This window comes from Nicoliella sp. ESL1113, from assembly GCF_058509245.1.
On record NZ_CP196388.1, the window covers coordinates 434,260 to 458,274 of the forward strand.

The following is a 24,015-nucleotide window of genomic DNA, read 5'->3' on the forward strand; positions in this document are numbered from 1 at the left end:
TCCTATGCTGTCTTGTCGTTATCGTGCTTCCAGTCGTAGAACTCGCGATGATGAGCCTGCACTTGGACTGGTTGCCGAACTGGTCTACGTGCATGTGACTTTTTGCTGTTCTTACCAAGCATGTAAGCAGCTGGCGCGATGAAGACTAGTGCAAACAATAACGTTGGCGTATCTAGTGTCCAGACCATGCTAATCACCTCCTTTGAAAGCATCAATAACAGCTTGCTTGTAATCCAGTGTTCCCTTCGTGTTCCTTGACACACCCAGATTGACGATGAAACTGAGTACTTCTGACGTATCGAAGTCCTTGTCTAGCATCTGAAGCGACGTGATGAAAGCGTACGTCTTCATCTGTGCTTTCCATTTGACTAGATCTTCGAAGCTGCTTTCCTTTGCAATCTCTGCTTGTTGTGCTTGCATCAAGGCTTCAAGCGCTTGGTGTAAGCTCGTTTCTTGTCTATCCATGACTAATCGCCTCCTATAAAAGTTTTAACTGACTGTTTACTTTTTTGATTTCAAGGAATAGTTCAGTGTTCGGTCTCCAAGAATTCAAGAACTCTTTACCATCTTTGAACTTTGATTTTGGAAGTTCACCGTATCTTGGTAAGTCGAAGGCCTTTTTGAACTCAGACCAAATTGTTCTGAAGACTCTGTCACGAAGCTTGCGTACTTTGTATGCGTTGCTATCCTTACCGCCTAGCGCTTTGAAGGCTACACTATGATGAAGATCTAGGAGCGTCTTTTCTTGAGACCCATCAATTCTCATGCTGTTTTCAAGTTTGGAAACTCTTCCATCTAGTTCATCAGTAGCTTGTAAGACTAGTTTTACCTTTTCGGTAGCTGTTAAAGGCTTTTCGTTAGCCTTAATTGTCGCTTCCATTTCATTGAACTGATTGATATAAGCTAGCTTAAATTGCATTGCCTTACTGCCTGTGTAACCCATGACAAGAAGTGTGAATCCATCTTTAGTCATGTAGTAGCCACGTCTGTCACGACCGTAACTATCAGGAATATTATGTTCTACAAACATGTGTCCAAAATTGGACACATCTTTTTTAAGGTAATCGATATCTCTTAATACATGCTGATGAGTTTTTTCAAACACTTTCGAAACTTGAATAGATGAAGTGACTGCTTGATTATTAACGAGTTCCACTAATTTTTTATCTTTCATTTTTAAAACTTCCTTTCAGTTTTTATTTACATATTCATCCCTGCTTTAGCTTTGCCGACCAAGCAGTAATGCTAGATCAGTTAAGTGATCTAGCTAGTGGAATCTTGGCTGGGTACTAAGCAAGGAATTAAGTTGTCAAAGAGCAAATCTATCTTCTAAGTCTTCTGTGTACTTTTTTGCACATAGGTAACTGAAAAAATAGAATGCAAGTCAACGTTAAGGTTTCTTTCAATCTTAGCAGCTAAGCTAACAGATGGCATGATGTGACCATTCGAAATGGTTGAAAGATAATTTCTAGTGATGCCTGACTTTCTAGCAAAACTAGCAAGAGAGTATCCATTGTCGATAATCATCTTTTTTAAATCAATGCCTTCGTTAATAACTATCTTCGGCTTCATACTTTTGACCTCCTCTCTTTATTACAATTACTATTATAACACCTTGTGCAAAAAAGTAAACGCTTTTTGTGTATTTTTTTAAACAAATTCGTACGCTTTTTGTAAATGTGTGATATTATGCAGTTATTAAGAGTGAAGGATGTGAGGTAATGGCAAATAGTGAAACAGTTGCATTTGGAAATGAAATTAAAAAGATGAGAACTGAGCGTGGTTACTCTCTAAGACATCTTGCTTATAAGTCTGGCGTATCGTTTTCTATGATATCTCAAATTGAAAGAGGAGCTAAAAGTATCCCTAAGCCTGCTACACTAGAAAAACTTGCTGAAGGATTAAATGTTCCGAAACAAGATATGCTTAAATTAGCCAAGTTAGAACTGATGCCAAGCAACATCATCTCTTTAGACAGCAGTAACACAGTCCAAGTCCCAGTACTAGGCACGATTGCTTGTGGCGAACCAATCACCGCTGATCAGAACATCGATTCATACATACCAATGATTAAAGGTTCATTACCAAATGGAAGTAACTTCTGCCTTCACTGCCAAGGTGACTCAATGGAGCCCAAGATTTCAGACGGTTCACTGGTAGTTATCCATGAACAACCGACAGTTGAAGATGGCGAGATTGCTGCCGTGCTAATCGACGGCGAAGCCACGCTAAAGAAAGTCCATCACGTCGGCAAGCAAGTACTACTGATGGCAATTAACGATAAGTATGAACCAATCGTTTTGGACGGCAAGAAAGATAGTCGAATACTCGGGAAGGCAATCCAGGTCATAACTAAGCTATAATATAAATAAGTCCAGATACGGATGACTATAAAAGCTGAACTTACATAAGAAGGTAATAATCATGGCAACGCTAGGAGCAATTATCATTGTCGTTGGTTTCTACATCATTTACAGGAACTCTAAGGTGGTCAAGACCACTTACTACTTGCCGCAGCACATGATGAGCGAACATGCTGATGTGACAGATACGCTAAGGCGAGACCGTAAGTCTGACACGGTCTGGTTCCCCAACTCGAAACGGCCTGAGCAACACTACTATCTGACTGGTATCGAGTTTTCGCCAGAGTATGTTAAGCGTGAAGGAACGATCAAGGGTAAGCCTGCTAAACGCGGTCACTACGTCCGTAACACGATTTTCTTCGGGCTGATCGGGACGGCAGCTACACACGATAGAGCGGCGACCCCAGACAAGCACTACACTTACAACGTTGAAAAGCCTGGGTATGGTTATCTATATCTGATAGACACGGACTTACGGCATAGCTTTAAAGTTGAGTTCAAGTCGACTAGCTACAAAGCTGACTTGCTTAAGAAGTTCGTGACTAGAAACAAGGAAATAAGAGATATTGAGCTGTAAATAAAAAAGAGCGGTCAGTCCCTAGCTGATCGCTCTTCGTCTAGTTGCTATGTGTGCTGAGGAACTCGCGTACCTTGGCCTTGTCGAAGTAGTAGATACCATCGATGTGGTCGTAAGGCAGTCCCAGTGCCATCAAGCGCTTGGCTTTGAGATGGCTGAGACCATCAAGATAAGCTTGCAGGTTCTTGATACCTTTTATAATCGGCGTGTAAGGCACTTTCGGTTCGGCTAAGTTGCGAACTTCGAGCACCAGCTTATGTGTCAGTTGCTCTTTGAAGTCTTCGTCCAGCTGGATAGACACTTCCATGATGACTACCCCCTTTTAAACTATGCTATATAATAGTAGGAAAATTTCATAAACTATCCTCTACTATTCATATACAATCATATAATGATACGAACAAAAGTTCTACGAGATTTAGTCATTAGGAAGATTTTTTTGAAAGGATGATAATCATGGCAGTAATTAAACAGTATAAGACTAAGGACGGCGAGAAGCGTTACTTCTTCCGAATTTATCTGGGCGTTGATGAGCAGACTGGCAAGAAGCGGCAGACAACTCGTCGGGGTTTCAAGACCAAGCGTGAGGCTAAACTGGAGATATCTAAGCTCGAACTCGAGATTGAAAAAGGCGGTATCAAGAAGCCTCAGCAGGTTAGTTTCAAGCAGGTATATGATGAGTATGTAGAAGCCAAGCGTCTGACCGTGCGTGAGTCTACGATCTATAGTTTCAACCTGCTCATCAAAAAGCACGTGCTGCCTAAGATTGGCGACAAGCGTATCGGCACTATCGGCTCAGCAGAGTTGCAGCGACTAGTCAACAGTATCTTCAAGAAGACCGCCAACTATAAGAACATCTACTCCAGACTGCGTTCCATCTTCAAACTAGCTCGTCAGAAGGGTTACGTGGACAAGGACCCCTTCGAGTTCGTGACGTTGCCCACTAAGCACGTCATCAAGGATAAGGAGAACTTTTACAGCAGAGATGAGCTGCAAGCTTTCTTGTCGCTTCCCTACTTCGCCAGCCACTTCAGAGAGCTGACTTTCTTTCGTCTGCTGGCTTTCAGTGGCATGCGGAAAGGTGAAGCACTAGCGCTGCGCTGGAGCGACTTTAGCTTTGATGAACGGACTGTCAGTATCAGCAAGACCATCTCGATCGATGATCATGGCCGTGGGACCGTCAACGTTCCTAAGACTAAGAACAGCCACAGGACGGTCATCTTGGACACTAGGACCTTATCTATGCTAAGGCAGCTTAAGCTGGACCAAGTAAGACAACTGATGCGGGAAGGCATCGGCAAGCTGAAGGACGCTATCGTCTTCTCACCAGATGGCACGCACCACTACTCAGCCAACGTCCCGAACAACTGGTTGCGACTAGCCTACAAGGGTCAGCATATCGACCATATCACGGTTCACGGCTTTCGACACACACATGCTAGCATGCTCTTCGAAGCTGGGGTCTCCATCAAGGAAGCTCAGCTACGGTTAGGACACTCCAACGCCACCACTACTCTGCAGGTCTACACGCATGTTACTGACAAGCAGAGTGAAAAAGCTGCTGATAAGTTCGCCAAATTTGCCGATTTCTGAGCAAAGGATAGTCAAAAGGACGCTCACCGCTTCTTGAAAAGCTAGCTGAGCAGGCATAATCACTGGTTTAAGAGCCTTTTAGAAACTATGGATAATAGTTACTATCTAATAGTGATATAGAAAACCATTCAAAATAATAGTAGATTACTTATTCTACACTTAGTGAATTGATTCACAATTTAAAATTAAGTTATTACATGATTGTTGATTTAAATTGCTCATGTGCTAAAATGAATTGACTAATTTAAAGGGATGGTGTGAAGTGATTATCGTATTATTAATAACGATTTTGATGCTCTGGTTAGTATGGAAGTTTTTCAGTAGTTGGCTTTGGTGGATCCTATTATTTGCAGCTATCATCTGGATGTTGAAAGTGTTTTTCTGGGGAGCAATCATCTTAGTGGTATTAGGAGTTATTGGTGCATTCTCAAATAACAATCAATAATAAAAAAACGGTAGTTCCATAGTGAAATGGAGCTACCGTTTTTATTATTGGATAATTTATTCTAATCATATAGTTCTGGCATCCGTTGTGCAGCAGATGGTAATTTTTGGCGCACCTTCTTAATCACATCTAAATCAATATCAGCATACAAGATGGTTTCGTTAGTTCCTGCTTGGGCAGCGACGATTCCCATTGGATCGACTACTTGACTCAATCCAACTCGGTTGTCACTATCGGGTTTATCGCATCCCACAATGAAGGTCGTGTTTTCAATTGCACGAGCTTTCAATAAGGAACTCCAGTGATATTCTTTTAGTGGCCCGCTAACCCAAGCTGTTGGAATGATAATAATATCAGCGCCATGAATTGCTTCATAACGCGCTACTTCTGGGAACCGAAGCTCATAACAAACAAATAAGCCAATTTTACCGAATGGCGTATCAATCGGTTCAAATAATTTATTACCAGGCTTAATCTGATCAGACTCCTTAGTCCCAAATGCATCGTAGAGATGCGTTTTATGATAGGTGCTAACAATGTTACCCTTATCATTGATGACAACGATCGTGTTATAGACCCGTTTATCATTATTATCATCATTAGTTTCACGCATCCCGAATATGATCCAGACATGCTTTGTCATCGCTGTTTGTCTTGCATTGGTTACAAATGGGCCATCCAGGGCTTCAGAATGTTGATTAATTTCATCCAATCCAGCCGTTGGTGATATGGTGCTCATGAACATTTCTGGAAAGACAACTAATTCAGCGCCGTGTTCCGCAGCTTGATTAACAAAGTCATTAAATTTAACTTGATTAACATTTTGGTCAATATCGGAATATGCTTGGGCTAATGCAATTTTATAAGTCAAATGATCACCTACTTAATATTATTTTAATTGAATTCTAATCTAACCATTAAAGAATGTCAATCTTAACTCCATTATGTGTTTGTGAATAGACACTAAATAGTAGATATGGTATATTAGTTTTGTAATTAAATAATCTAACTGTCCACTGGGGTGCCGTATGGCTGAGATAATACCCATTGAACCTGATTCTAGATAATACTAGCGTAGGAACGTGGCTGAAGTCGAAATAAAAACGATTAATAGGCGCTTTCTGAATTGCTCAGGAAGCTTTTTTTATTTCCCAGGATGGTTATTAATTAGGAGGATTCAACATGTTTTCAGATCAATTGAAACAACAAGCACAACCAATTCTAAAGGAAATTTTCGAACATCCCTTCATCAAGGGGATTGCTAATGGTGAGGTCCCTGCCAAGGCATTGAAATTCTATGTTCAACAAGATTATCAATACCTTAGTGAATTCATTAAAATTTATGGTAATGCGATTGCTAAATGTAATGACCGTGAATTAATGAATTTCTTTAATGGTCAAATTAGTTTTATCTTAAATAGTGAAATTCATCCCCATCATATTTTCTGTGACATTGCGGGGGTCACATATGAAAGTCAACAACACGCTACCCCATCGCCTAAGGCATATTTATATGAATCACATATGCATCGGGCAGGAGAAACGGGTTCGTTACTGAATATTTTAGCCGCTTTTCAACCATGTCCTTGGACCTATTCAGAAATCGCTGATCACTTGGTTAGTGAAGGGTATGCTACTAAGGATAATCCCTATTATGATTGGATTATGTTCTATGCTAGTAAGGAAAACGATAAGACCATGAGTGATACTGTGTTTGAATTTGTTGATCGATTTGCTGAACATGCTTCTAATGAAGAACTAGCAGAAGCAAGTCAATACTTCTTAAAGAGTTGTGAACTAGAATGGCAGTTCTGGGAACAGGCGTTTTATCAACAAGACTGGCAATTTAAGGAATCTCTAGAAGCTGCTAAGGAGGAATATAAGTAATGAAAGAATTTCCTGAAACGTTAACGATTGCTGGAACTGATTCTGGTGGCGGTGCTGGGATGATGGCTGATATTAAAACCATGCAGGAATGTCATGTGTTTAGCACTAGCGTGGTGGTCGGAGTAACCGCTCAAAATACATTGGATGTTCAAAAGGTATATCCCCTTCCCCTCGAGATGGTGGATGCTCAGTTTGCTTCAATCGCTGATGATTTTGTGATTAAGGCGGCTAAGACAGGGGCGCTATTTGACGCTGAACACGTTGCATGCGTTGCTAAAAATATTAAGAAATACTCGTTCGGCAGCTTAGTGGTGGACCCAGTTATGGTTGCTAAAGGTGGTGCGAAACTACTGAGCGATGATGCGATCGATACTGTGATTTCAGATCTCATCCCGCTAGCTGACATTATTACGCCTAATATGCCTGAAGCTGAAACGATCGTTAAACATAAGATCGAAGGTAAAGAGGCAATTAAAGATGCTGCTCGAGAAATTCAAAGATTGGGCGCTAGGAATGTCGTTATTAAGGGTGGCCATAGCGATGGTCCCGAGAACGCTGATTATGTACTATTGGCCGATGGCACCGATTTTTGGATGACTGGTAAACATGTTGACTCTAAGCGTAAGCACGGTACTGGTGATACCCTTTCATCAGTAATGGTGGCAGAACTTGCCAAGGGTTGTCATGTTGAAAAAGCAATTAAGTGTGCTAAAGCCTACATGAATGAGATCTTGCAACATGAAATTCATGTTGGTCAAGGACACGGACCACTAAATCATTGGGGAGCTGAAGGAACAGATGTTAAAATTTAATACGGATATGTTGAAGGTCTACTTTATTGGTGGTACCCAAAACATTAATGGAGATAAGGATAAATTTATTGAGCAATTAACGCTGGCTTGTCAAAATGGAATTACTATGTTCCAATACCGTGAAAAAGACCATGGATCCTTGAGCGGTGATGATCGCTTAGCATTAGGAAAACAAGTTCGTCAGATTACTAGTAAGTACTCGATTCCATTAATTGTGGATGATGATTTTGAGTTAGCGCGCCAAATTGATGCTGATGGAATTCACGTTGGCCAAAGTGACACACCAATTCAAGACGTCGTAGCTGAAGCAAATGGGATGATTGTTGGTCTATCAGTTCATAATATTGATGAATTAGTTGCTAGCGGTGACTTAACGGGCGTTGATTACTTAGGTGTCGGCCCAGTCTTTTCAACTCACAGTAAGGATAATGCTAAGGAACCGATTGGTTTAGATGGCCTATTTCAGATGAATCAAGCGACATTGAAGCCCATTGTTGCCATCGGTGGAATCCATGAAAATAATGTAGCATCAGTTCTAAAGCATTCCGTTAGTGGTGTTGCCGTTATTTCTGATATTATGCAAAGTAAAGACGTTGCCCATACGATTCAGGTATTGAAAGGAGAAGCATAATGTTAACGATTGAATCAATTCATAAGCTTAATCCAGTGATTTTAAACGTTGCCAACATGGTGACCCCCCAACACGTAGCGGATGCAATCAATTTTTACGGAGGCTCACCCATCATGTTCACGGATGAACGCGAGGCAGCTGCCCTAACTAACATTGCATCAGCAGCTGTTTTCAACATGGGATCCACTAATGAAGATACGTTGAAAAATGTAATCGCAAGTGGAAAGGTCGCAAATAAACGTGGAATTCCCGTTGTGATCGATCCAGTTGCCATTGGTGCGACTGAACTACGTCAGGATAATTTTTTCCGTGCTGCTAAGGAAGTCAAGTTCAATGTGATCCGTGGTAATGCTGGTGAAATCGCCTATCTTGCAAACGTTAACTGGACTGCAAATGGGATCGATGCTGGAAATGGCGATGCAGATGTTGCGTCAATTGCCCAAAAAGTGGCTCAAAAATACGATTGTTGGGTCGTCTTATCTGGAGAAAGAGATATCGTTACCGATGGCAATACAACCTACTCAGTCGATAACGGCCATCCATATTTTCAAACAAACGTTGGTTCTGGTGACATGCTAGATGGGATCTTAGCTACCGCAATTGCAGTTGAAAATGATCTTAAATCGTTAGTTCGAGCAACTGCTACCTTTAGTATCGCTGGTGAAATTGCGGGGGAAAAATACCCTAACCAACCAGCATCATTTTTCGTTGAATTATATAACCAACTAGCAACGATCAATGATAATGAAATCGACACGCGAATGAAAATCCATCAATTATAATTTACAATTTTTGATTACGACACACAAAAGCGCCCTACCATCAGGTAAGACGCTTTTTATTTTAATATGCTTGAATAAATAATTGGATTGCAAGGCCGAATGCTAAGATGGCCACGATCCATTTGATTACCTTTTCAGGGATGATCCGTACGATCTTAGGGCCAATGTAACTACCGATCAACAATCCAGATCCCAGTGGTAACACTAAAATCCAGTAAACATGGGATTGAAATGCATAAATAATCATGGCAACCAAATTACCGAAGAATGATGAAACGTTTCTAATCGCGTTGTAAACAGCGTATTTCTCATTAGTGATTTTTGATAAGATTGCATTAACGATAATTCCAGAAGCGGCCCCAAAGTAACCAACATAGGCTCCCGTTAAAAAGATGGCAACTGAGTATAGGATCTGTCCTAATTTACCAACTTCACGTTTCTGAAGCTCTGCTCCCTTTTTCTTTGGCCATATCATCGTAAGTGCAGCAAATAAGATGAAGAATGGTACTAACTTGGTAAAAGAAGCACTTGAAAAATGAAGTAATAGGAACGTTCCCATGATACTACCACCAAAAATAAAGATGGAGGTGGTAATTAACTGCTTTACGTGTCCCTTCAATTCCGGCATTGATGACAATCCAGAACCGATCCCGTTAAAAATAACTGATGAACTATTGGTGACATTCGCATAGACTGGTGGTAATCCAGCAACGTATAATAACGCTGGATAAGACACTAGTGAAGCCATGCCGACCGTACTACTTACGATTCCCGCAAGAAAGCCGAACGGAAAAAGTAGTAGGAGTTGACTAATACTAAAATGCATTTTTTCACTACCTTTTTATGTAATATTATTCAATTATAGTCCCAAAAGGGTCCCATTTTCCAGTTAAAAATGGGACCCTTTTATTTTATTTGTTCAAATTAACCTCATTGACCAATAATGCACCGTCATATTCATACTCGCGAAGATTTTCTGAGAAAATTTCTAACGATTGTTCGCCATACTGATCGAACAAACTAGCAATGTGCGGAGAAATAAATACATTTTCCATTTGCCAAAGCGGGCTGTTATCTAGTAATGGCTCTTGATCCACTACGTCTAAGGATGCTGCACTTACAATTTGTTGATTCAATGCATCGATCAAATCATTTGTAACGACGCTGCCACCGCGTCCCACATTGATGAATATGGGATGATTAGTTAAACGGTTGAAAAAGGATTGGTCAAAGAACTTATCGGTGGCTGGAATCAAGGGGAGTGAATTAATAATAATATCCGCATTCACTACGTCCGCATTAAAGTCCGTCATGGTGAATGTTTCATCAAAGAACTTAGCTTGATGTCCATTGCGATTGATTCCAATAGTTTTAACGTTAAACACATGTAAAATTTCTGCTAACCGCATCCCAATTGCACCAGTCCCATAAATTACCACACTGCGATCTTCTAGGATCTTGAATGGATGCGTCGGTTTTTCCCATCGGTTCATTTTGGTGATCCGCTCTAAGTTCCGATATTGATTAAAAATCATCCCCATGATCGTTTCAGCAATCGGTTCAGAATGAATTCCCTTGACCGTAGCTAATCTAATCCCCCGTTCCCTCATTTTTGCAAGTGGGAAATAATCTACCCCGACTGAAAGGGCTTGGATCCATTTTAATTGACTTTTCGGATTATTAATAATTGCTGGAACCAATTTATGATCGTAACCAATGATGACGTCAATTGAATTTAAATCCATTTCAGATAATTGTTGATCAGCAAAAAAGAGGTTTTCTTTCATCAAACCAGGATGTTTAACCATTTTTTGTTTCATTTGTTCGATATCAAAGTTTTCATTAGGTGCACCAACTAAAATATTCAAGATGAACACTCCTTTATTATTAGTAAACTAAATAATTATACACTGATTTATTTATGAAATCTAAAATTTTGCTTGACGAATTAAAAAGATTATGTTTTAATTATAAACATCGAAAAGAAATTTAATCTAATTCTAATATTTCTAATCGATACATAATATATATTTCATAGTAAAGGAGTTGATTCAATATGATGAATTCGACAGAAAAAGATTCACCACAGATGAATGCTGCTAACATGTCAGATGTTAAAGCAAAGTCTAGTTTCAAAGAAAGTGCTTATCTAGTTTTTAATGGGGTGTCCAATGCAATTTTAGTCACCTTGGGAGTTGGATTATTACTTGGTGCCATTTCGAACTTTGTTCATTGGCAAGCACTTGGGCAAATCGGCTTGATTTGTCAATACTTATTAGCACCAGCAATTGGTGCGGCGGTGGCCTCACAGTTAAAGACGAATACGTTGGTTCTTTTTAGTGCAATGGTTGCTGCTACTATTGGTGCGAACAATGTCTTCTTCACTAGCGGTCCAATGAATGCGACGACTGCAACCGGACATTTATTAGCTCAACCAGCTGGCTCTGCGATCTTCATGATTGGTCAACCAGTTAGTGCCTTGGGTGGAGCAGTTGTTGCAACACTTGTTGGTAAATACTTAACCGGGAAAACCCCATTGGATATGTTCTTAGTTCCATTCGCAGCTACCTTAGTAGGAACGGTTTCAGCATTAGGAATGGCTGCTGTTACTACTCCCACCCTGGTTTGGCTTTCCGGAGTAATTGCTAAAACAATGACGATCAACCCATTCTTGGGTTCAGTAGTAATCTCAATTGTTTGGTCAGTCTTCATGATGACCCCTGCATCTTCTGCAGCCCTTGCCATCGCAGTTATGCTTGATCCCCTTTCGTCAGGGGCTGCGTTGTTAGGAACGACTGCTCAATTTGTCAGTTACACTGTAATGTCATTTAGAGAAAACAAGCCTGGTGCAAACATCGCCCAAGGCTTGATCACTCCAAAGGTTCAATTTGGTAACATCACTGAGAACCCTTACATTGCAATTCCAGGAATGGTTTCAGCAGCAGTTGTTGCTCCAATTGGGACGCTTTTCTTCCACTTCTCAGTTTCATTTAAGTTAGCTGGGCTTGGTTTGAACTCACTGATTGCCCCAATTACGCTAGCATCCCAAAACATGGGAATGTTCGTTATGTACTTGGTTCTCGGTGTTGTTGTTCCCGCAGTTATCGCTTACGTTCTTGGTAAGTTCCTACGGGCTGCTAAGAAGATCAAGAAGGACGATATGCACATCGACCTAGTTTAAATCGATCAAATTATTAACCACAATTCTTTTAATAAAAACACCGCTAAACTGAAGGCTAAGTTTAGCGGTGTTTTTATGTTTGGAAAATGATTAAAGCATAAAAAATCGGGACATAATTACTCTGCTTACCAGTAGATAATTATATCCCGATTTCAGATTAAAGTGCCTGTGGTGCTGGGATTGATAGTTCCGTAGCAATTTGTTGAATTTGTGCTGACGTTACATCATCGATTGATACCCCATGTTTTTGATTATGCGCATAGTTTTTATATTCACGATCACCAGGAATCTTAATTTCAGTTTCTGGGAGGTGATCTAAGTTTCTAATACGGTTAAACATATCGGTCGCCTTAGTTCTTAGATCAGCTAAGTTGCCAAAAAACGAGGGATCAATTGTAATTAAACATTGACTAAAATCATGTTTTCCAACATTAGTATCAGCAGAAATTGACCCTTGTGCTAAGATTCCAGTTAAAATTTCAACAACTAGTGAGTTGCCGAACCCCTTATAGTTAGAATTGTGTTCGTTTGCACCACCAAGTGTTAAAACACCGCCCCCCTTTTGAGTTGGCGTTAATGCTGCAGTGGCTAAAATATCTTCCGCTTGTTTCGCATCTGAGACGACGTTGCGTTGCTTGTCAACCGCCCACTCACCAGGAAGGGGTTGTTTTTTCTTGTCTAAAACTTGAATCTTTCCACCAGAAACGACCGAAGTTGCTCCATCAAATACAAATGGATGTGGTTCAGCTGGGAAAGTAAATGCGAATGCATTCGAACCTAGAAAAGCTTCTAATGCATTTGTTGGCACGACCAATGGCCTTGTATTCGTGAACGCAATGCCGATTAATCCTTCTGCCACTGCCTTTCTTGCCCAATAGCCAGCAGTTCCAAAGTGGTTGGAATTGCGGATGACGGCCATCGAAATTACCGTTTCCTTTGCTTTTTGAATTAGTTTATTCATTGCAACATTACATGCAATTTGGCCCATATTTTGATTTGCGTCCACTAACATACTGGTCGGAGCCTCTTTAAGAATCTTAACCTGATTTTGCGGTTGGATTGTCCCATCATCCACCATTTTTAAGTACCATGCTAACCGCTGGATTCCATGGGATGAGATTCCCCTTAAATCAGCATCCACAAGTGTATCTGCCAATAGTTTACTGTCTGTTTCCGAAAACCCCTTCTTATTAAAAACTTGTTCTAAATATCTTAATTCATCAGTTGCTTTAATTTTCATATTAAAATCCTCCTAGGTATGTAGTTACTTGGTGCCAACTTATTTTTAAATTAACGCCCCCCTTCAATTTTGATATAATTAATACTAATGTTAACTGAATTTAGAACTGAATTTAGAAACGAGGTGCATTCGAATGCAACAATTTCCAGAAGCCCTAACGATTGCTGGGATCGATAGTGACGGTGGTGGTGGCATGCCGATCGATCTTAAGACGATGATGGCAATGAAGGTATATGGTCTTTCAGTAGTGACCACCACTGTCGCAGCTAATTCATACGGGATTTTAGATAGTCATATGCTACCGATGTCATTCATTCAAAATGAATTTAAAGCCTTAAGTGCTGACTACGATATTAAGGCTTGTAAAACTGGATTATTAGAAAATGCTGAATTAATTAAATTAGTGGTTAATAATTATCATCAGCATGACTTCGGTCCTCTGGTTGTAGATCCAGTCATATTAGCCAAAACCGGTGAGGTGTTATTGGATCAAATTGCGATTGACACCTTAAAGGAAGCATTAATCTCAATCGCCACCATTATTACTCCTAACTACTATGAAGCAGAGGTGTTGACTGGTTCTAAAATTCAAAAAAAATCAGATATGGTTAAGGTCGCCAATCAACTATTGGAGCTAGGGTGTGAAAATGTAATGATCAAGGGACGTCATGATCGTAATGGTCAACAACAAGAAACCGTGAGTGATCTTTTATTATTAGCATCTGGCAAACAAGTATGGCTAAATGGCCCCTACTTTAAAACGAATCGTAAAAATGGGACTGGGGATGCGCTTTCTGCTGCCATTGCTGCTGGATTAGCAAGGGGACACTCAATTGAAAAATCAGTTCGTGATGCTAAAAGCTACGTTGATTTAGCAATCAAAAACGAAATTATTGTTGGTCATGAATTCGGTCCAATCAACAATTGGGCTGGAAAAGAAAATGATAAACCTTATTAATAGATTTATCATTTTAGTCGTTATGAAATTAGTGTTCATCAACAAACTTTTGAACGCGATTCACAACTTCAGTTAGGTCTTCAGTACTAGCGGCATAGCTAAATCTGACATAGCCATCGCCACCAGGGCCAAAGATTGCACCTGGCATGATTCCAACCAATGCCTCTTTTGCAAGTTGATAACCGAATTTATAGCTGTCTTGTTCAAATTGTTCTGGAATTTTGGCAAAAATATAAAACCCCCCACTCGGTTCAGGGCTGGTAAATCCAGCACGCGTTAAACCATCACGAAGTAACTTTCGCCGTTTTAAATAGGTCTTTTTCATTTCGATCCCGTCATTTTGCCCATTTTTAAATGCTTCACTAGCAGCGTATTGGGCATTATCGGTTGCATTAGTATTAATCAAGGTATGAACGGCGTTGATTTTACTAATAATATTTGCAGGTCCGCAAACGATTCCGATTCTCCAGCCAGTCATTGCGAATGTTTTGGAGGCTCCGTTCATAACGATCGTTTGGTCAGGGAGTAGCTTTCCAAAAGAAGTATGCGGTTCATCATACGTTAGCTCACTATAGATTTCATCACTAATCAAAAAGACCTCGTGTTGCTTAATAACATTAGCTAATGCAACTAATTGATCTTTGGTATATGTATTACCAACTGGATTATTAGGGTAATTAATAATAATTGCCTTTGCATTGGGATGTTCTTGAAAAGCATTTTTGAGTTTTTCTGGTGATAAAATAAAGTCATTATCAGAGGTATCAATGAATACAGGAGTGGCCTTATTAAACTTTACGTTAGCAGCATATAATGGATAGGTAGGGGTCGGAATTAACACCTCGTCTCCTGGATTTAAAATGGTCGTAAAAACATCGTGAATCCCTTCTGCTAAGCCAACAGTGGTGGTGATTTGAGTATCTGGATCATAATTTAGACCATATTTATCTTTTAAAAATTTAACTGCGTTCTGGCGCAGCGGTTTGATTCCCCTGGGGTCAGTATAGTGACTTTCATCATCCTCAATTGCTTTAATAGCAGCATCCTTGATGTGTCGAGGAGTGGCAAAATCAGGTTCTCCATATGTCAATGAAATTAAACCAGGGATGTCGGCAATTTTTAAATTAAATTCGACAATCTCGTTTGACTTCATTTGTTTTACCGTATTGTTAATTTTACTTGATAGGTCCATTTTCAACGCCTCACTATCTAAATGATTTAATTTACAGATAAACAAAGCCCCCATTTCTACACTGTCTAGAAACGGAGGCTCCGTGGTACCATTCTAATTTAGACTCGTTATATTATGAGTCAACTTATTAACGTTTTTGAAAGATTCAAAAACGTGTGCACCGTTAATGGGGTGCCAAGTCATTATTATCTAATATTGATAATACCAAATCACAGGTCATTTTCATTAACCAACAGCTAATCCATTTACATCGACCATGGACTTTCTTAGTAGTGTCACTTAATTACTCTCCTGCTCAAATTGTTTATGCAAATATTTTATTTTTCTAATTATATTATAATCATTTTCAAATTATTTTCAAGTGATGTTAATTTAGATTAACTTATTGAAAAATAAAAAGCGGATTAATTTCTTGATCGTGAAATTAATCCGCTTTTTATTTTTATTTATTGGCTTAAAATTGATTATTCCTTAACGTTAACGGTAACATCGCTAAATCCATTATCGAACTTAGCAGTCCAATCACCAGCAGTTAAGCGTGGTGGTAATAAGAAAGTACCTGATGATACACGTTGACCAGCTTTAAATGATTGGCCTTGTTCGTGTAATTTCTTCACAAGCCATTGAAGTGAATTTAATGGGTTGCCTAATACTTCAGATGAAACCCCATCGACTTCTTCTTTACCATCATGATAAAGTTTGGTATGGACGTTTTCTAAGTCCTTCAAACTGAATTCGCTGGTATCTCGTTCTTCACCGTAGACTACGTATCCACCAACAGCGGCATCTGCCATGACTAAGTATTTAGATAATGATGGGAACCAGTCAGAGAAGCGGCAATCAGGAACTTCAACTCCTGAAGCAACGGTCGTCTTACGAGCTAAATCTTCAAGTGAATCGTTAACTGATAGGTCTTCTTTGGCCTTGAAAACTAATTCAACTTCAGCAAGTGGATCCATTAAATCACTACTTAATGATAATGTTGCTGGTGACTTAACGAAATGTTCTTGAACTTGAGCTCCATATAGTGGTTCGGTAGAATCGAACATGTCTTGGGTTTGCTTGCTAGTTAGACTAACTTTGTAACCACCTAATGGTTGTGACTTAAGTTCCATTAATCGACGTTGTACTCGATATGATGCATCTTCATCACTAAGTAAGTTTGCCCATTCATCCATCTTAAGAGCTTCGCGGTTAGTATAAGCATTGAAAAGTGCTTGTGCTAATTTTTCTTCAGCGTCATTTAATTCTACTACAGTTAAGTTTTCTTGGTTAGTGTTAGTGTTTGTCATAATAAATCGCTCCTTAATTTTTAGAACGAATCAATTGAAATGATTCGTACTATCATCCTAATGTAATTTTTAATCTGAATATCGCTGTCATCTGAGTTGTTGCTAATGTCTGATTTCATACGAACCACTTCTTTCTTATTATTATTTCAGAAAAGCAAAAAGCGCCCTTAGCCTCCCAAATTAATTGGGATCCTAAGGGCGCTCACGCGCGTTACCACCTTAATTCGCCAAGCAAGAATCGCTTGACCTCGACGTACGGTTAATTTAAAAATCAACGATACGCTGGCATGATAACGGGTGCTTCCGGTAGGACTTACTTTAAGTTCAGTCTACTAACTAAAGAATGATAACTACTCATAATCTCAATGCATTGTCACATCAACCCAATGCTTTCTGAAAGATCGATTAATTCGTTTTTTCTTATAATCGCTATTTGTTTATCTGATTGTTTACAAGTATATACCCTAAAATTATAAAGTCAACACTTTTTGACATTTTATTTTAATTTATTTTCATTTTATTCTAACTTTGCTTTTCTAGCTTGGAGTGATGCTTGCCATATAGGACATATACGACCATCCCAATTGCGAACCAAACGACGAATCTGACCCATGTTTCCCAATTCAATCCTAAGATCAACAGGATACAAAATGCAATTGAAATCAATGGAACGAAAGGAACACCTGGAACCTTGAAGCCTCTGTGAATTTCTGGGTGTTTTTTGCGCATCCAAATAATTCCAGCTGATACAAGGATAAATGCGACTAATGTTCCGATATTAACCATTTCTGAGAGGACATTTAAGTTAACGGCTCCAGCAACTAGTGCAGTGATAATTCCAAAGAACCACGTTCCCTTTACTGGCACTTGTTTCTTCTTATTAACTTCACCAAAGAATTTAGGGAATAAGCCGTCCCGCCCCATTGAGTAACTAATTCTAGTTTGGCCGTATAGGGAAACCAGTGTAACGGTCGTCATTCCGAGGATGGCCCCGACACTTACGATTACTGATAGCCATGTTTGACCAGTCGATCTTAATACGGCAATTACTGGATCGTTCAAGTAGTTAGCAAATGCAGTGTATTTAACTACCCCAGTCATGATTAATGTCATTAGGATATATAAAACAGTTGAAATGATCAACGATAGCATAATTCCTCTTGGAAGGGTCTTGCTTGGATTAACGGTTTCTTCAGCACTAGACGAAACGGCATCAAAACCGATAAATGAGAAGAATACGATCGAAGCCCCTGGAATAATTCCTGAAGCAACACCATGGTTGAATGAATACCATCCATAAGGAGCAAATGGTTTCCAATTGTAACTCTTGATCGCCCAGAAGGTCGAAACAATAAATAATACAATCACCCCAATTTTTACGAACACCATGATGTCATTAATTCGCTTGGTTTGGTTAATCCCCTGTGAGATGATGAACGTAAGAACAATGATCAAAAGAAAAGCAGGGACATTGAAGTATGAAGTTACTCCAGGAGTCGTACCAGCAGCGCTTGCTAACGATGGTGGAATATTAATCCCAAAACTATGTAGTAAGCTCGTTAAATACCCTGACCAACCTACAGCAACGGCGGAAGCACCTAATGCATATTCCAAAATTAGATCCCATCCAATAATGAATGCAATGATCTCACCAAATGCTAGGTAAGAATACGTATAAGCTGATCCAGAAATTGGTGCGAACGATGCGAATTCACCGTAACATAGTCCAGCAAACCCACAACAAATCGCAGCAATAATGAACGATACGATAATCGAAGGACCAGCAGTTAGGGAGGCCTTCCCTGTCAATACAAAAATCCCTGTCCCAATAATTTCACCAATTCCTAATAAAGTTAAGTCCATGGTCTTAAGGCTTCGCTTTAATGGGGATGCATTGGCAGTTATTTTTGTTAAATCTTTTTTCCTAAAGATATCCATTAATATCACCCCATGAAATATAAAAGTTGAATTAAAATTAAATTATAAATATCTAATTTTTACTAATATTATTCTAATTTTATTCATATGTCAAGGATTAATGTAATAAAAAATAACATAACTCGCTATTACATGTATATATATTAATTATTAACTATCATCATCATAAAAGATCGGTAAAGAAAATGATTTATAATGTAACCCACTTTTAATATAAATATATATATATTAAAATATGTTATGAATAAGTTAGTGATATAATTATCCATAAAGAGAGATGATGATATATGAATAAATCCGGATTCAAATCATTGATGATGGTTTTTATCGTGTGCCTAATCGGGGGCTTGGGATTAGGGATGAGTTTTACAAGTGCCAGCGCTTCCAGTACTAGGTGGCACGGCCTTGATTATGATGATGCAAGGAACCCCACTAATGTTAAGCAGATCAAAATCATGATTAATAATGTAGCTAAACACAAGGGCAATTACCTTAAATTGCATCTGACTGACGATACGGATTTTGCAATTGAAAATGATACAATTGGTCAAACAGTTAAAAAATACCCTAAAATGAAGGGTGGGCTTTACTATAATTCTGATACCAAAAAACTATTTATGAGCAAAGCACAATTTAAAGAGTTGGTTAAATATGGTTTAAAAAAACATATTACTGTGATTCCTGAAATTGATGTTCCTTCGCATACGGTTGGGTTACATAATGTTTTAAAGGTAACTAATCCGAAGTTGGATAAAGAAGTATATGATACGGCGTATGAACAACTTAGTTATGGTAAAACGGCAACTAAAGACCTTGTGAAAGCTATTTTTCAGGAATATTTACCGTTGATTCCAGCAGGTAGCCCGATTGGCACTGGTGGTGATGAACTATCCGTAGCGAGTGCAAAGCATAAGCAAGCATTGCTCAAGTTCGATAATGAACTAGATGAAAGCCTCAAAGGTTATCAAATGTGGATGTATAATGATAGTGCTCAAAAATTAACGTTCAAAAAGCTAAACTTAGATATTGTAATTGAATACTGGAGTCAAACTGGTGACCAAGATGTTAAGTCATATACGAAGGATAACTTGGCCAACAATGCTTCTGCTTCCCAATTACTTAGTAATGGGTATAAATTAGTCAACATTAATTCATACTTTCTATATTTACTACCTGAAAAGAGTTTTGTTACCAAGGAAAATTACAAGTACTACTTAAAGGATCTAGACACCTATTTTGGTGAAAATATTTTTAACGAAAAAAATTTTTATACAAAGGTAAAAGCTTCCAAGAATATCATTGGATCTGCCTCTAGTATCTGGTATGATGACAAGCCCGAAATGACCCCAGCTAAGACAGTTAAAGAATTAATGCCATGGGTCAACGCATTTTTAGATTGGGTCCATAAGGGTAAGCTTACTAAATAAAAAAACTAGTCCAGCTGGACTAGTTTTTTTATTCCATATTTTCAAATATTTATTTTAATAACTTATGGTGCCATTTTTGACCATCATAGCTATTATGATACCAATTTTGACCATTAAATTCATAACTATAATATCTAGTTTTACTAAAATCACCATTTTTAGCGGACAATCCAATATTCCAAGATTGGTAATTAGTATTGTATATGGTATCACCAGCCCTTAACACCACTTTCTGAATCCCGCTTGTGGTTGGCTTTTCTAACGATGTGATCCCATTATTACTAGTGGTGTTGTAAGGTAAAATATTTGAATTACTTGCATAATAAATATGGTTACCAATTTTTACTTGAACTGTTTTATCTTTATATGCACGGACTTTAAATACCTTAGTAATATCTTTTCCCTTATAATTAATAAAATTATTTTTTAAGACCCGCTTAATTTGGGTAGTAAGTTTTTTATCTTTCGAACTGTCGGTATCAGTATCATTATCTTGATTCATTAATTTTTCATAGCGTTTTAACCCAGAATATGATTGAGAAAAAATGCTGTTATTCCCAAGACCATCTGTTAAATTAGCTAATGAAAGATATCCTGATTGCCATTTATCATTAGTAAATGAATTACTGGTTAATGTTTTAACGTTAATTTTACTAATCTGATCGTTGTTACTAGTTAATTCAAAGTGGACAATATCATTATAATTAATCGTCCAATATGGCTTTATGACCGAAAAAATGTTTTTTCCATAAATTAGATCATTTTTGCTTTTCGTAATTTTTGCTTTTCGTAATTGCAAAATACGAATTGCTAGGCGGACTATAGGAACGCATCCCCTTGGCATAGATGATTGTATTTGCTGGAATGATTTTTGTTTTAGTGACGATCTTTTTCCCTGAAGAATCACTTGGGTAATGAACTAGTTTTGCTTGAACTGGTTGGGTCAATTTAATTTCACGCCAGTAGTCCCAATAAAATTTAATCGATGCTGGAACCTGGTCATTAGATACGATGATTCCATCTTCATTTTTGACTTCGGCATGAACTTCATTTGTTACCAGTAGAAATAATGTTGCAGATAACAACATAGTGGTCGTGATTTTTTTAATCATGAATTCCCCATCTCCTTCAATACATTATCTAATTTAGTCTTTTTACGCTTAAACTAGCTAATAATTAAAAAATAACCTCTGGATGAAGAACCATCATTCAGGGGTTATTTAAACTTTCATTTTTAATGATTATTTTTTAGCAACCACAATGGCGATGCTTTCGTGGGGGAATTTACTATTATTTGGATTGTATCCATAAACGAACCCAACTCCGAGACGCTTAAAGCCCTTAGTCTTAATGAATTTATTATAATTCTTACCAACTTTACCACTACTACCAGCGTTAAATAATGGTTGTTCTACCCAACTTGCTGTCTGAGCAGCATTTAAACGTTTATTGTTCCAAGCTCTAGAAGTAAAAATAGATTTATTGTGGTTTTTAGCATAGTACTTACCTGCAATTTTATTGAATGCTTTATCATTAAATGCTCTATGTTTACCACCAAAGATATACTTCATTGCTTTGCTGGCATATGTCTGTGCTTCCTTGTTTAATTTCTTATCAAATTTCATTTGTTTGGCACCACGAATATTAATATATTTTGCTTCGTTAGCATCATCTAAAATCATTTCCTTAACAAGGGGGACGTAATCTTTTTGAACGTGCTCTACGTGTTTAGCAGCAGAGACGTTCGTAGGATTTGAATATGTAAGTCCGAAGACAGTCCCACTAGCCAGAATTGTGGAAATCAATAAAGTTTTTATTTTTTTCATAATATTCACCTCATAAATATTATAATTTAATAAATATATTTAATCAATTATTGTGATTAAATGATTATAACAATCATTTAAATCGTTTCATAATTATTATCTTAAAAATTGATTAATTAAAATATAACTACAATCTTACCCGTTGTATGCCCTGATTCACTTTCTTCGAACGCCTGCTTAACATTCACCAAGCTAAAATCATATTGCTTTGAAATGGTCACCTTGACTTTATTATCAGCAATTTGTTCTGCAATTGCAGCTAATTGATTCGGCTTAACTTCAGTCTGAATGAAATCACCATTAATGGATAGTTGCTTACAAATATCCTGGTCAGGCATCCCACTAGTTGAAACGATTGCTCCACCGACTTTAATCAGCGAATAACTAACCGCCAGCGTCTTGCCACCAATCAAATCTAAAATTTTATCAAACTTATCAACGTCTTTAAATGCATCGGAATTGTGATAATCAATTACCTTATCAACTCCTAACCCCTGCAAAAAATCATTATGATCAGGACTAGCGGTCACTGAGACATTGGCTCCAGCATTTTTAGCAAATTGAATTGCAAACATCCCCACTGCTCCTGCGCCACCTTGGATCAATAACCGTTCACCTGCTTGAAGGTGCAATTTATCGAATAATGATTGATAGGCAGTTAAACCAGCCACTGGAATCGTCGCCCCATCTTCAAATGATACTGAACTCGGCAGAATCACGGTTAAACTATCTAAAGTAACAGTTTCTTCTTGAAGCGTTCCCTTATAGGTATTAACAAATGATACGACCCGATCACCTGGTTTGAATTTGGTAACAGATGATCCAACGGATTCAACCACCCCAGTGACATCGATCCCAGGCGTTGCTGGAAATTGCATGGACATCATCTGTTGCATATATCCCATCATTAACTTCCAGTCCATTGGATTAATGCTGACCGCCTTAGTTTTAACGATGATTTCATGTTCAACAGGGTTCCTAGTAACTTTGTCTGCTAACTTTAGAACTGAATTATTACCATATTCATTGTATTCAATTGCTTTCATCTTAATTCCACCCTTATGATAATTTACTACTATACTTAAATGCTAGTATTATCAAAAACTAAAGTCAATTGAACGTATTTTAATAGTGAATCCTAAATTAATAAATAAAAAACGTTGACTTAAACCCAACTTTAAGCTGTAAGCTAATAACATCAAATCAAGAAAGTAGATGAATATTTTGGCAAAAGATGTAATGATTGTAACGGGTGCTGGTCAATTAAGTATGGCGATTGCTAGACGGATGGGTGCCGATAAAAAGATTATCCTAGGGGATAAGAACCCTAATAATGCTAACCGAATTGCTGAAACGATGACGAATGCGGGCTTTGATGTCGAGGCCGTAGAAATGGATCTATCGTCACGGGCATCAATTCAGGAAATGATCCAGACTGCTCAACAATATGGTGAAATTAAACAACTCGTTAACGGGGCGGGACTATCACCTAGCCAAGCATCGATCGAAGCGATTTTAAAGGTCGATCTATACGGAACGGCAGTTTTATTAGAAGAAGTCGGTAAGGTTATTGCCAAGGGCGGAACTGGGGTCACCATTTCTAGTCAATCTGGATTTAGAATGCCCGCCCTTACTGCTGAAGAAGATCAACAACTTGCTTGTACCCCAACTGAACAACTATTGGATTTAGCCTTACTACAACCCGATAATATTGAAAATACCCTTAAGGCTTATCAACTGGCCAAGCGTTGTAACGAAAAACGGGTCATGGCAGAAGCCGTTAAATGGGGCAAGCGTGGTGCGCGGATTAACGACATTGCTCCTGGGATCATTGTTACCCCCCTTGCAATTGACGAATTTAACGGGATTCG

The 24,015-nt window shown here is 38.5% G+C and carries 28 protein-coding genes, 1 riboswitch and 1 other annotated feature; of the genes, 12 read left to right on the top strand and 16 right to left on the bottom strand.

Features of this window, described 5'->3' with window-relative positions; translation table 11 throughout:
* Positions 1–2 precede the first annotated feature (2 nt).
* From ACSYTJ_RS08890 to ACSYTJ_RS08905, 4 genes are all read right to left on the bottom strand, one after another.
* Entirely contained in the window at positions 3–188 is a 186-nt protein-coding gene (locus tag ACSYTJ_RS08890; RefSeq protein WP_491720429.1) for a hypothetical protein, read from the bottom strand.
* A gap of 1 nt (position 189) precedes the next feature.
* Positions 190–465 (bottom strand): hypothetical protein, encoded by a 276-nt coding sequence (locus ACSYTJ_RS08895; RefSeq protein ID WP_491720430.1) that lies wholly within the window; start codon positions 463–465, stop codon positions 190–192.
* A gap of 13 nt (positions 466–478) precedes the next feature.
* The gene (locus ACSYTJ_RS08900; RefSeq protein ID WP_491720431.1) at positions 479–1,174 is read right to left on the bottom strand and encodes a Rha family transcriptional regulator; all 696 of its coding nucleotides are present in this window, start codon (positions 1,172–1,174) and stop codon (positions 479–481) included.
* Between the two features lie 155 nt (positions 1,175–1,329).
* Positions 1,330–1,572 (bottom strand): helix-turn-helix domain-containing protein, encoded by a 243-nt coding sequence (locus ACSYTJ_RS08905; RefSeq protein WP_491720432.1) that lies wholly within the window; start codon positions 1,570–1,572, stop codon positions 1,330–1,332.
* A 149-nt stretch (positions 1,573–1,721) separates the two neighbouring features.
* On the opposite strand from ACSYTJ_RS08905, the gene ACSYTJ_RS08910 reads away from it, so the two are divergent.
* Both ACSYTJ_RS08910 and ACSYTJ_RS08915 read left to right on the top strand, forming a co-directional pair.
* Positions 1,722–2,363, top strand: a complete 642-nt coding sequence (locus ACSYTJ_RS08910; RefSeq protein ID WP_491720433.1) for a LexA family protein — start codon at positions 1,722–1,724, stop codon at positions 2,361–2,363.
* 61 nt (positions 2,364–2,424) lie between these two features.
* Positions 2,425–2,940 (top strand): hypothetical protein, encoded by a 516-nt coding sequence (locus ACSYTJ_RS08915; protein ID WP_491720434.1) that lies wholly within the window; start codon positions 2,425–2,427, stop codon positions 2,938–2,940.
* A gap of 40 nt (positions 2,941–2,980) precedes the next feature.
* Here ACSYTJ_RS08915 and ACSYTJ_RS08920 read toward each other — a convergent pair whose 3' ends face one another.
* Complete coding sequence (locus tag ACSYTJ_RS08920) at positions 2,981–3,247, bottom strand: hypothetical protein (RefSeq protein WP_491720435.1); 267 nt, start codon at positions 3,245–3,247, stop codon at positions 2,981–2,983.
* A gap of 149 nt (positions 3,248–3,396) precedes the next feature.
* On the opposite strand from ACSYTJ_RS08920, the gene ACSYTJ_RS08925 reads away from it, so the two are divergent.
* Positions 3,397–4,533, top strand: coding sequence for a site-specific integrase (locus ACSYTJ_RS08925; RefSeq protein ID WP_491720436.1), 1,137 nt, complete (start codon positions 3,397–3,399; stop codon positions 4,531–4,533).
* 262 nt (positions 4,534–4,795) lie between these two features.
* The gene (locus ACSYTJ_RS08930; RefSeq protein WP_491717419.1) at positions 4,796–4,978 is read left to right on the top strand and encodes a hypothetical protein; all 183 of its coding nucleotides are present in this window, start codon (positions 4,796–4,798) and stop codon (positions 4,976–4,978) included.
* A gap of 61 nt (positions 4,979–5,039) precedes the next feature.
* Here ACSYTJ_RS08930 and ACSYTJ_RS08935 read toward each other — a convergent pair whose 3' ends face one another.
* Positions 5,040–5,849 (bottom strand): carbon-nitrogen hydrolase family protein, encoded by an 810-nt coding sequence (locus ACSYTJ_RS08935; protein ID WP_491717418.1) that lies wholly within the window; start codon positions 5,847–5,849, stop codon positions 5,040–5,042.
* A 136-nt stretch (positions 5,850–5,985) separates the two neighbouring features.
* Positions 5,986–6,077: riboswitch (TPP riboswitch) on the top strand.
* 83 nt (positions 6,078–6,160) lie between these two features.
* On the opposite strand from ACSYTJ_RS08935, the gene tenA reads away from it, so the two are divergent.
* From tenA to thiM, 4 genes are read left to right on the top strand one after another with little or no spacing between them, the layout of a single operon-like run.
* On the top strand, positions 6,161–6,865 hold the full coding sequence (gene tenA / locus ACSYTJ_RS08940; protein WP_491720437.1) for a thiaminase II: 705 nt from the start codon (positions 6,161–6,163) through the stop codon (positions 6,863–6,865).
* Entirely contained in the window at positions 6,865–7,677 is an 813-nt protein-coding gene (thiD, locus tag ACSYTJ_RS08945) for a bifunctional hydroxymethylpyrimidine kinase/phosphomethylpyrimidine kinase (RefSeq protein ID WP_491720438.1), read from the top strand. Before tenA ends, thiD (ACSYTJ_RS08945) begins: the two co-directional genes overlap by 1 nt.
* Entirely contained in the window at positions 7,664–8,308 is a 645-nt protein-coding gene (gene thiE, locus ACSYTJ_RS08950; protein ID WP_491720439.1) for a thiamine phosphate synthase, read from the top strand. Before thiD (ACSYTJ_RS08945) ends, thiE begins: the two co-directional genes overlap by 14 nt.
* Positions 8,308–9,090, top strand: coding sequence for a hydroxyethylthiazole kinase (gene thiM / locus ACSYTJ_RS08955; RefSeq protein ID WP_491717414.1), 783 nt, complete (start codon positions 8,308–8,310; stop codon positions 9,088–9,090). The genes thiE and thiM overlap by 1 nt, the downstream gene beginning before the upstream one ends.
* 61 nt (positions 9,091–9,151) lie before the next feature.
* On the opposite strand, the gene ACSYTJ_RS08960 is transcribed toward thiM, so the two are convergent.
* Both ACSYTJ_RS08960 and ACSYTJ_RS08965 read right to left on the bottom strand, forming a co-directional pair.
* The gene (locus tag ACSYTJ_RS08960) at positions 9,152–9,916 is read right to left on the bottom strand and encodes a sulfite exporter TauE/SafE family protein (protein ID WP_491717413.1); all 765 of its coding nucleotides are present in this window, start codon (positions 9,914–9,916) and stop codon (positions 9,152–9,154) included.
* Between the two features lie 85 nt (positions 9,917–10,001).
* Complete coding sequence (locus ACSYTJ_RS08965) at positions 10,002–10,958, bottom strand: NAD(P)-dependent oxidoreductase (RefSeq protein ID WP_491720440.1); 957 nt, start codon at positions 10,956–10,958, stop codon at positions 10,002–10,004.
* Positions 10,959–11,179: 221 nt separating this feature from the next.
* On the opposite strand from ACSYTJ_RS08965, the gene ACSYTJ_RS08970 reads away from it, so the two are divergent.
* The gene (locus tag ACSYTJ_RS08970) at positions 11,180–12,271 is read left to right on the top strand and encodes a PTS sugar transporter subunit IIC (RefSeq protein ID WP_491720456.1); all 1,092 of its coding nucleotides are present in this window, start codon (positions 11,180–11,182) and stop codon (positions 12,269–12,271) included.
* A gap of 157 nt (positions 12,272–12,428) precedes the next feature.
* Here ACSYTJ_RS08970 and ACSYTJ_RS08975 read toward each other — a convergent pair whose 3' ends face one another.
* On the bottom strand, positions 12,429–13,511 hold the full coding sequence (locus tag ACSYTJ_RS08975; protein ID WP_491720441.1) for an Ldh family oxidoreductase: 1,083 nt from the start codon (positions 13,509–13,511) through the stop codon (positions 12,429–12,431).
* Positions 13,512–13,644: 133 nt separating this feature from the next.
* Between ACSYTJ_RS08975 and thiD (ACSYTJ_RS08980) the strand changes: the two genes are divergently transcribed.
* On the top strand, positions 13,645–14,469 hold the full coding sequence (gene thiD, locus ACSYTJ_RS08980; protein WP_491720442.1) for a bifunctional hydroxymethylpyrimidine kinase/phosphomethylpyrimidine kinase: 825 nt from the start codon (positions 13,645–13,647) through the stop codon (positions 14,467–14,469).
* A 28-nt stretch (positions 14,470–14,497) separates the two neighbouring features.
* On the opposite strand, the gene ACSYTJ_RS08985 is transcribed toward thiD (ACSYTJ_RS08980), so the two are convergent.
* The 3 genes from ACSYTJ_RS08985 to ACSYTJ_RS08995 all read right to left on the bottom strand — a co-directional run bounded on the left by ACSYTJ_RS08985 (position 14,498) and on the right by ACSYTJ_RS08995 (position 18,891).
* Positions 14,498–15,661 (bottom strand): aminotransferase class I/II-fold pyridoxal phosphate-dependent enzyme, encoded by a 1,164-nt coding sequence (locus ACSYTJ_RS08985; RefSeq protein ID WP_491720443.1) that lies wholly within the window; start codon positions 15,659–15,661, stop codon positions 14,498–14,500.
* Between the two features lie 64 nt (positions 15,662–15,725).
* Positions 15,726–15,969: a binding site (T-box leader), on the bottom strand.
* Between the two features lie 156 nt (positions 15,970–16,125).
* The gene (locus ACSYTJ_RS08990) at positions 16,126–16,953 is read right to left on the bottom strand and encodes a 2-keto-4-pentenoate hydratase (RefSeq protein WP_491717409.1); all 828 of its coding nucleotides are present in this window, start codon (positions 16,951–16,953) and stop codon (positions 16,126–16,128) included.
* 522 nt (positions 16,954–17,475) lie between these two features.
* Entirely contained in the window at positions 17,476–18,891 is a 1,416-nt protein-coding gene (locus tag ACSYTJ_RS08995; RefSeq protein WP_491717408.1) for an amino acid permease, read from the bottom strand.
* Between the two features lie 359 nt (positions 18,892–19,250).
* On the opposite strand from ACSYTJ_RS08995, the gene ACSYTJ_RS09000 reads away from it, so the two are divergent.
* Positions 19,251–20,318, top strand: a complete 1,068-nt coding sequence (locus tag ACSYTJ_RS09000; protein WP_491720444.1) for a family 20 glycosylhydrolase — start codon at positions 19,251–19,253, stop codon at positions 20,316–20,318.
* A gap of 49 nt (positions 20,319–20,367) precedes the next feature.
* On the opposite strand, the gene ACSYTJ_RS09005 is transcribed toward ACSYTJ_RS09000, so the two are convergent.
* From ACSYTJ_RS09005 to ACSYTJ_RS09020, 4 genes are all read right to left on the bottom strand, one after another.
* On the bottom strand, positions 20,368–21,117 hold the full coding sequence (locus ACSYTJ_RS09005; protein ID WP_491720445.1) for a hypothetical protein: 750 nt from the start codon (positions 21,115–21,117) through the stop codon (positions 20,368–20,370).
* Positions 21,077–21,430 carry a hypothetical protein gene (locus ACSYTJ_RS09010; protein WP_491720446.1) on the bottom strand — a complete coding sequence of 118 codons (354 nt, stop codon included), beginning with the start codon at positions 21,428–21,430 and terminating at the stop codon, positions 21,077–21,079. The genes ACSYTJ_RS09005 and ACSYTJ_RS09010 overlap by 41 nt, the downstream gene beginning before the upstream one ends.
* 129 nt (positions 21,431–21,559) lie before the next feature.
* Positions 21,560–22,144, bottom strand: a complete 585-nt coding sequence (locus ACSYTJ_RS09015) for a hypothetical protein (RefSeq protein WP_491717405.1) — start codon at positions 22,142–22,144, stop codon at positions 21,560–21,562.
* Between the two features lie 116 nt (positions 22,145–22,260).
* A complete protein-coding gene (locus ACSYTJ_RS09020) occupies positions 22,261–23,190 on the bottom strand; it encodes an NADP-dependent oxidoreductase (protein ID WP_491720447.1) in 930 nt (309 codons plus the stop codon).
* A gap of 178 nt (positions 23,191–23,368) precedes the next feature.
* On the opposite strand from ACSYTJ_RS09020, the gene ACSYTJ_RS09025 reads away from it, so the two are divergent.
* Positions 23,369–24,015: SDR family oxidoreductase (locus tag ACSYTJ_RS09025; RefSeq protein WP_491720448.1), on the top strand; the 647-nt coding region annotated here is incomplete at its 3' end.

What these genes read in the sequence shown, in the direction of transcription:
- ACSYTJ_RS08915 (WP_491720434.1), top strand. Translation starts at nt 2,425, where the DNA reads ATGGCAACGCTAGGAGCAATTATCATTGTCGTTGGTTTCTACATCATT.
- ACSYTJ_RS09010 (WP_491720446.1), bottom strand. Translation starts at nt 21,430, where the DNA reads ATGATTAAAAAAATCACGACCACTATGTTGTTATCTGCAACATTATTT.
- thiD (WP_491720438.1), top strand. Translation starts at nt 6,865, where the DNA reads ATGAAAGAATTTCCTGAAACGTTAACGATTGCTGGAACTGATTCTGGT.
- ACSYTJ_RS08900 (WP_491720431.1), bottom strand. Translation starts at nt 1,174, where the DNA reads ATGAAAGATAAAAAATTAGTGGAACTCGTTAATAATCAAGCAGTCACT.
- ACSYTJ_RS08975 (WP_491720441.1), bottom strand. Translation starts at nt 13,511, where the DNA reads ATGAAAATTAAAGCAACTGATGAATTAAGATATTTAGAACAAGTTTTT.
- thiM (WP_491717414.1), top strand. Translation starts at nt 8,308, where the DNA reads ATGTTAACGATTGAATCAATTCATAAGCTTAATCCAGTGATTTTAAAC.
- ACSYTJ_RS08995 (WP_491717408.1), bottom strand. Translation starts at nt 18,891, where the DNA reads ATGGATATCTTTAGGAAAAAAGATTTAACAAAAATAACTGCCAATGCA.
- ACSYTJ_RS08895 (WP_491720430.1), bottom strand. Translation starts at nt 465, where the DNA reads ATGGATAGACAAGAAACGAGCTTACACCAAGCGCTTGAAGCCTTGATG.
- ACSYTJ_RS09015 (WP_491717405.1), bottom strand. Translation starts at nt 22,144, where the DNA reads ATGAAAAAAATAAAAACTTTATTGATTTCCACAATTCTGGCTAGTGGG.
- ACSYTJ_RS08960 (WP_491717413.1), bottom strand. Translation starts at nt 9,916, where the DNA reads ATGCATTTTAGTATTAGTCAACTCCTACTACTTTTTCCGTTCGGCTTT.
- ACSYTJ_RS09000 (WP_491720444.1), top strand. Translation starts at nt 19,251, where the DNA reads ATGAGTTTTACAAGTGCCAGCGCTTCCAGTACTAGGTGGCACGGCCTT.
- thiE (WP_491720439.1), top strand. Translation starts at nt 7,664, where the DNA reads ATGTTAAAATTTAATACGGATATGTTGAAGGTCTACTTTATTGGTGGT.
- thiD (WP_491720442.1), top strand. Translation starts at nt 13,645, where the DNA reads ATGCAACAATTTCCAGAAGCCCTAACGATTGCTGGGATCGATAGTGAC.
- ACSYTJ_RS08990 (WP_491717409.1), bottom strand. Translation starts at nt 16,953, where the DNA reads ATGACAAACACTAACACTAACCAAGAAAACTTAACTGTAGTAGAATTA.
- ACSYTJ_RS08920 (WP_491720435.1), bottom strand. Translation starts at nt 3,247, where the DNA reads ATGGAAGTGTCTATCCAGCTGGACGAAGACTTCAAAGAGCAACTGACA.
- ACSYTJ_RS08925 (WP_491720436.1), top strand. Translation starts at nt 3,397, where the DNA reads ATGGCAGTAATTAAACAGTATAAGACTAAGGACGGCGAGAAGCGTTAC.
- ACSYTJ_RS08905 (WP_491720432.1), bottom strand. Translation starts at nt 1,572, where the DNA reads ATGAAGCCGAAGATAGTTATTAACGAAGGCATTGATTTAAAAAAGATG.
- tenA (WP_491720437.1), top strand. Translation starts at nt 6,161, where the DNA reads ATGTTTTCAGATCAATTGAAACAACAAGCACAACCAATTCTAAAGGAA.
- ACSYTJ_RS08890 (WP_491720429.1), bottom strand. Translation starts at nt 188, where the DNA reads ATGGTCTGGACACTAGATACGCCAACGTTATTGTTTGCACTAGTCTTC.
- ACSYTJ_RS09020 (WP_491720447.1), bottom strand. Translation starts at nt 23,190, where the DNA reads ATGAAAGCAATTGAATACAATGAATATGGTAATAATTCAGTTCTAAAG.
- ACSYTJ_RS08970 (WP_491720456.1), top strand. Translation starts at nt 11,180, where the DNA reads ATGAATGCTGCTAACATGTCAGATGTTAAAGCAAAGTCTAGTTTCAAA.
- ACSYTJ_RS08985 (WP_491720443.1), bottom strand. Translation starts at nt 15,661, where the DNA reads ATGGACCTATCAAGTAAAATTAACAATACGGTAAAACAAATGAAGTCA.
- ACSYTJ_RS08910 (WP_491720433.1), top strand. Translation starts at nt 1,722, where the DNA reads ATGGCAAATAGTGAAACAGTTGCATTTGGAAATGAAATTAAAAAGATG.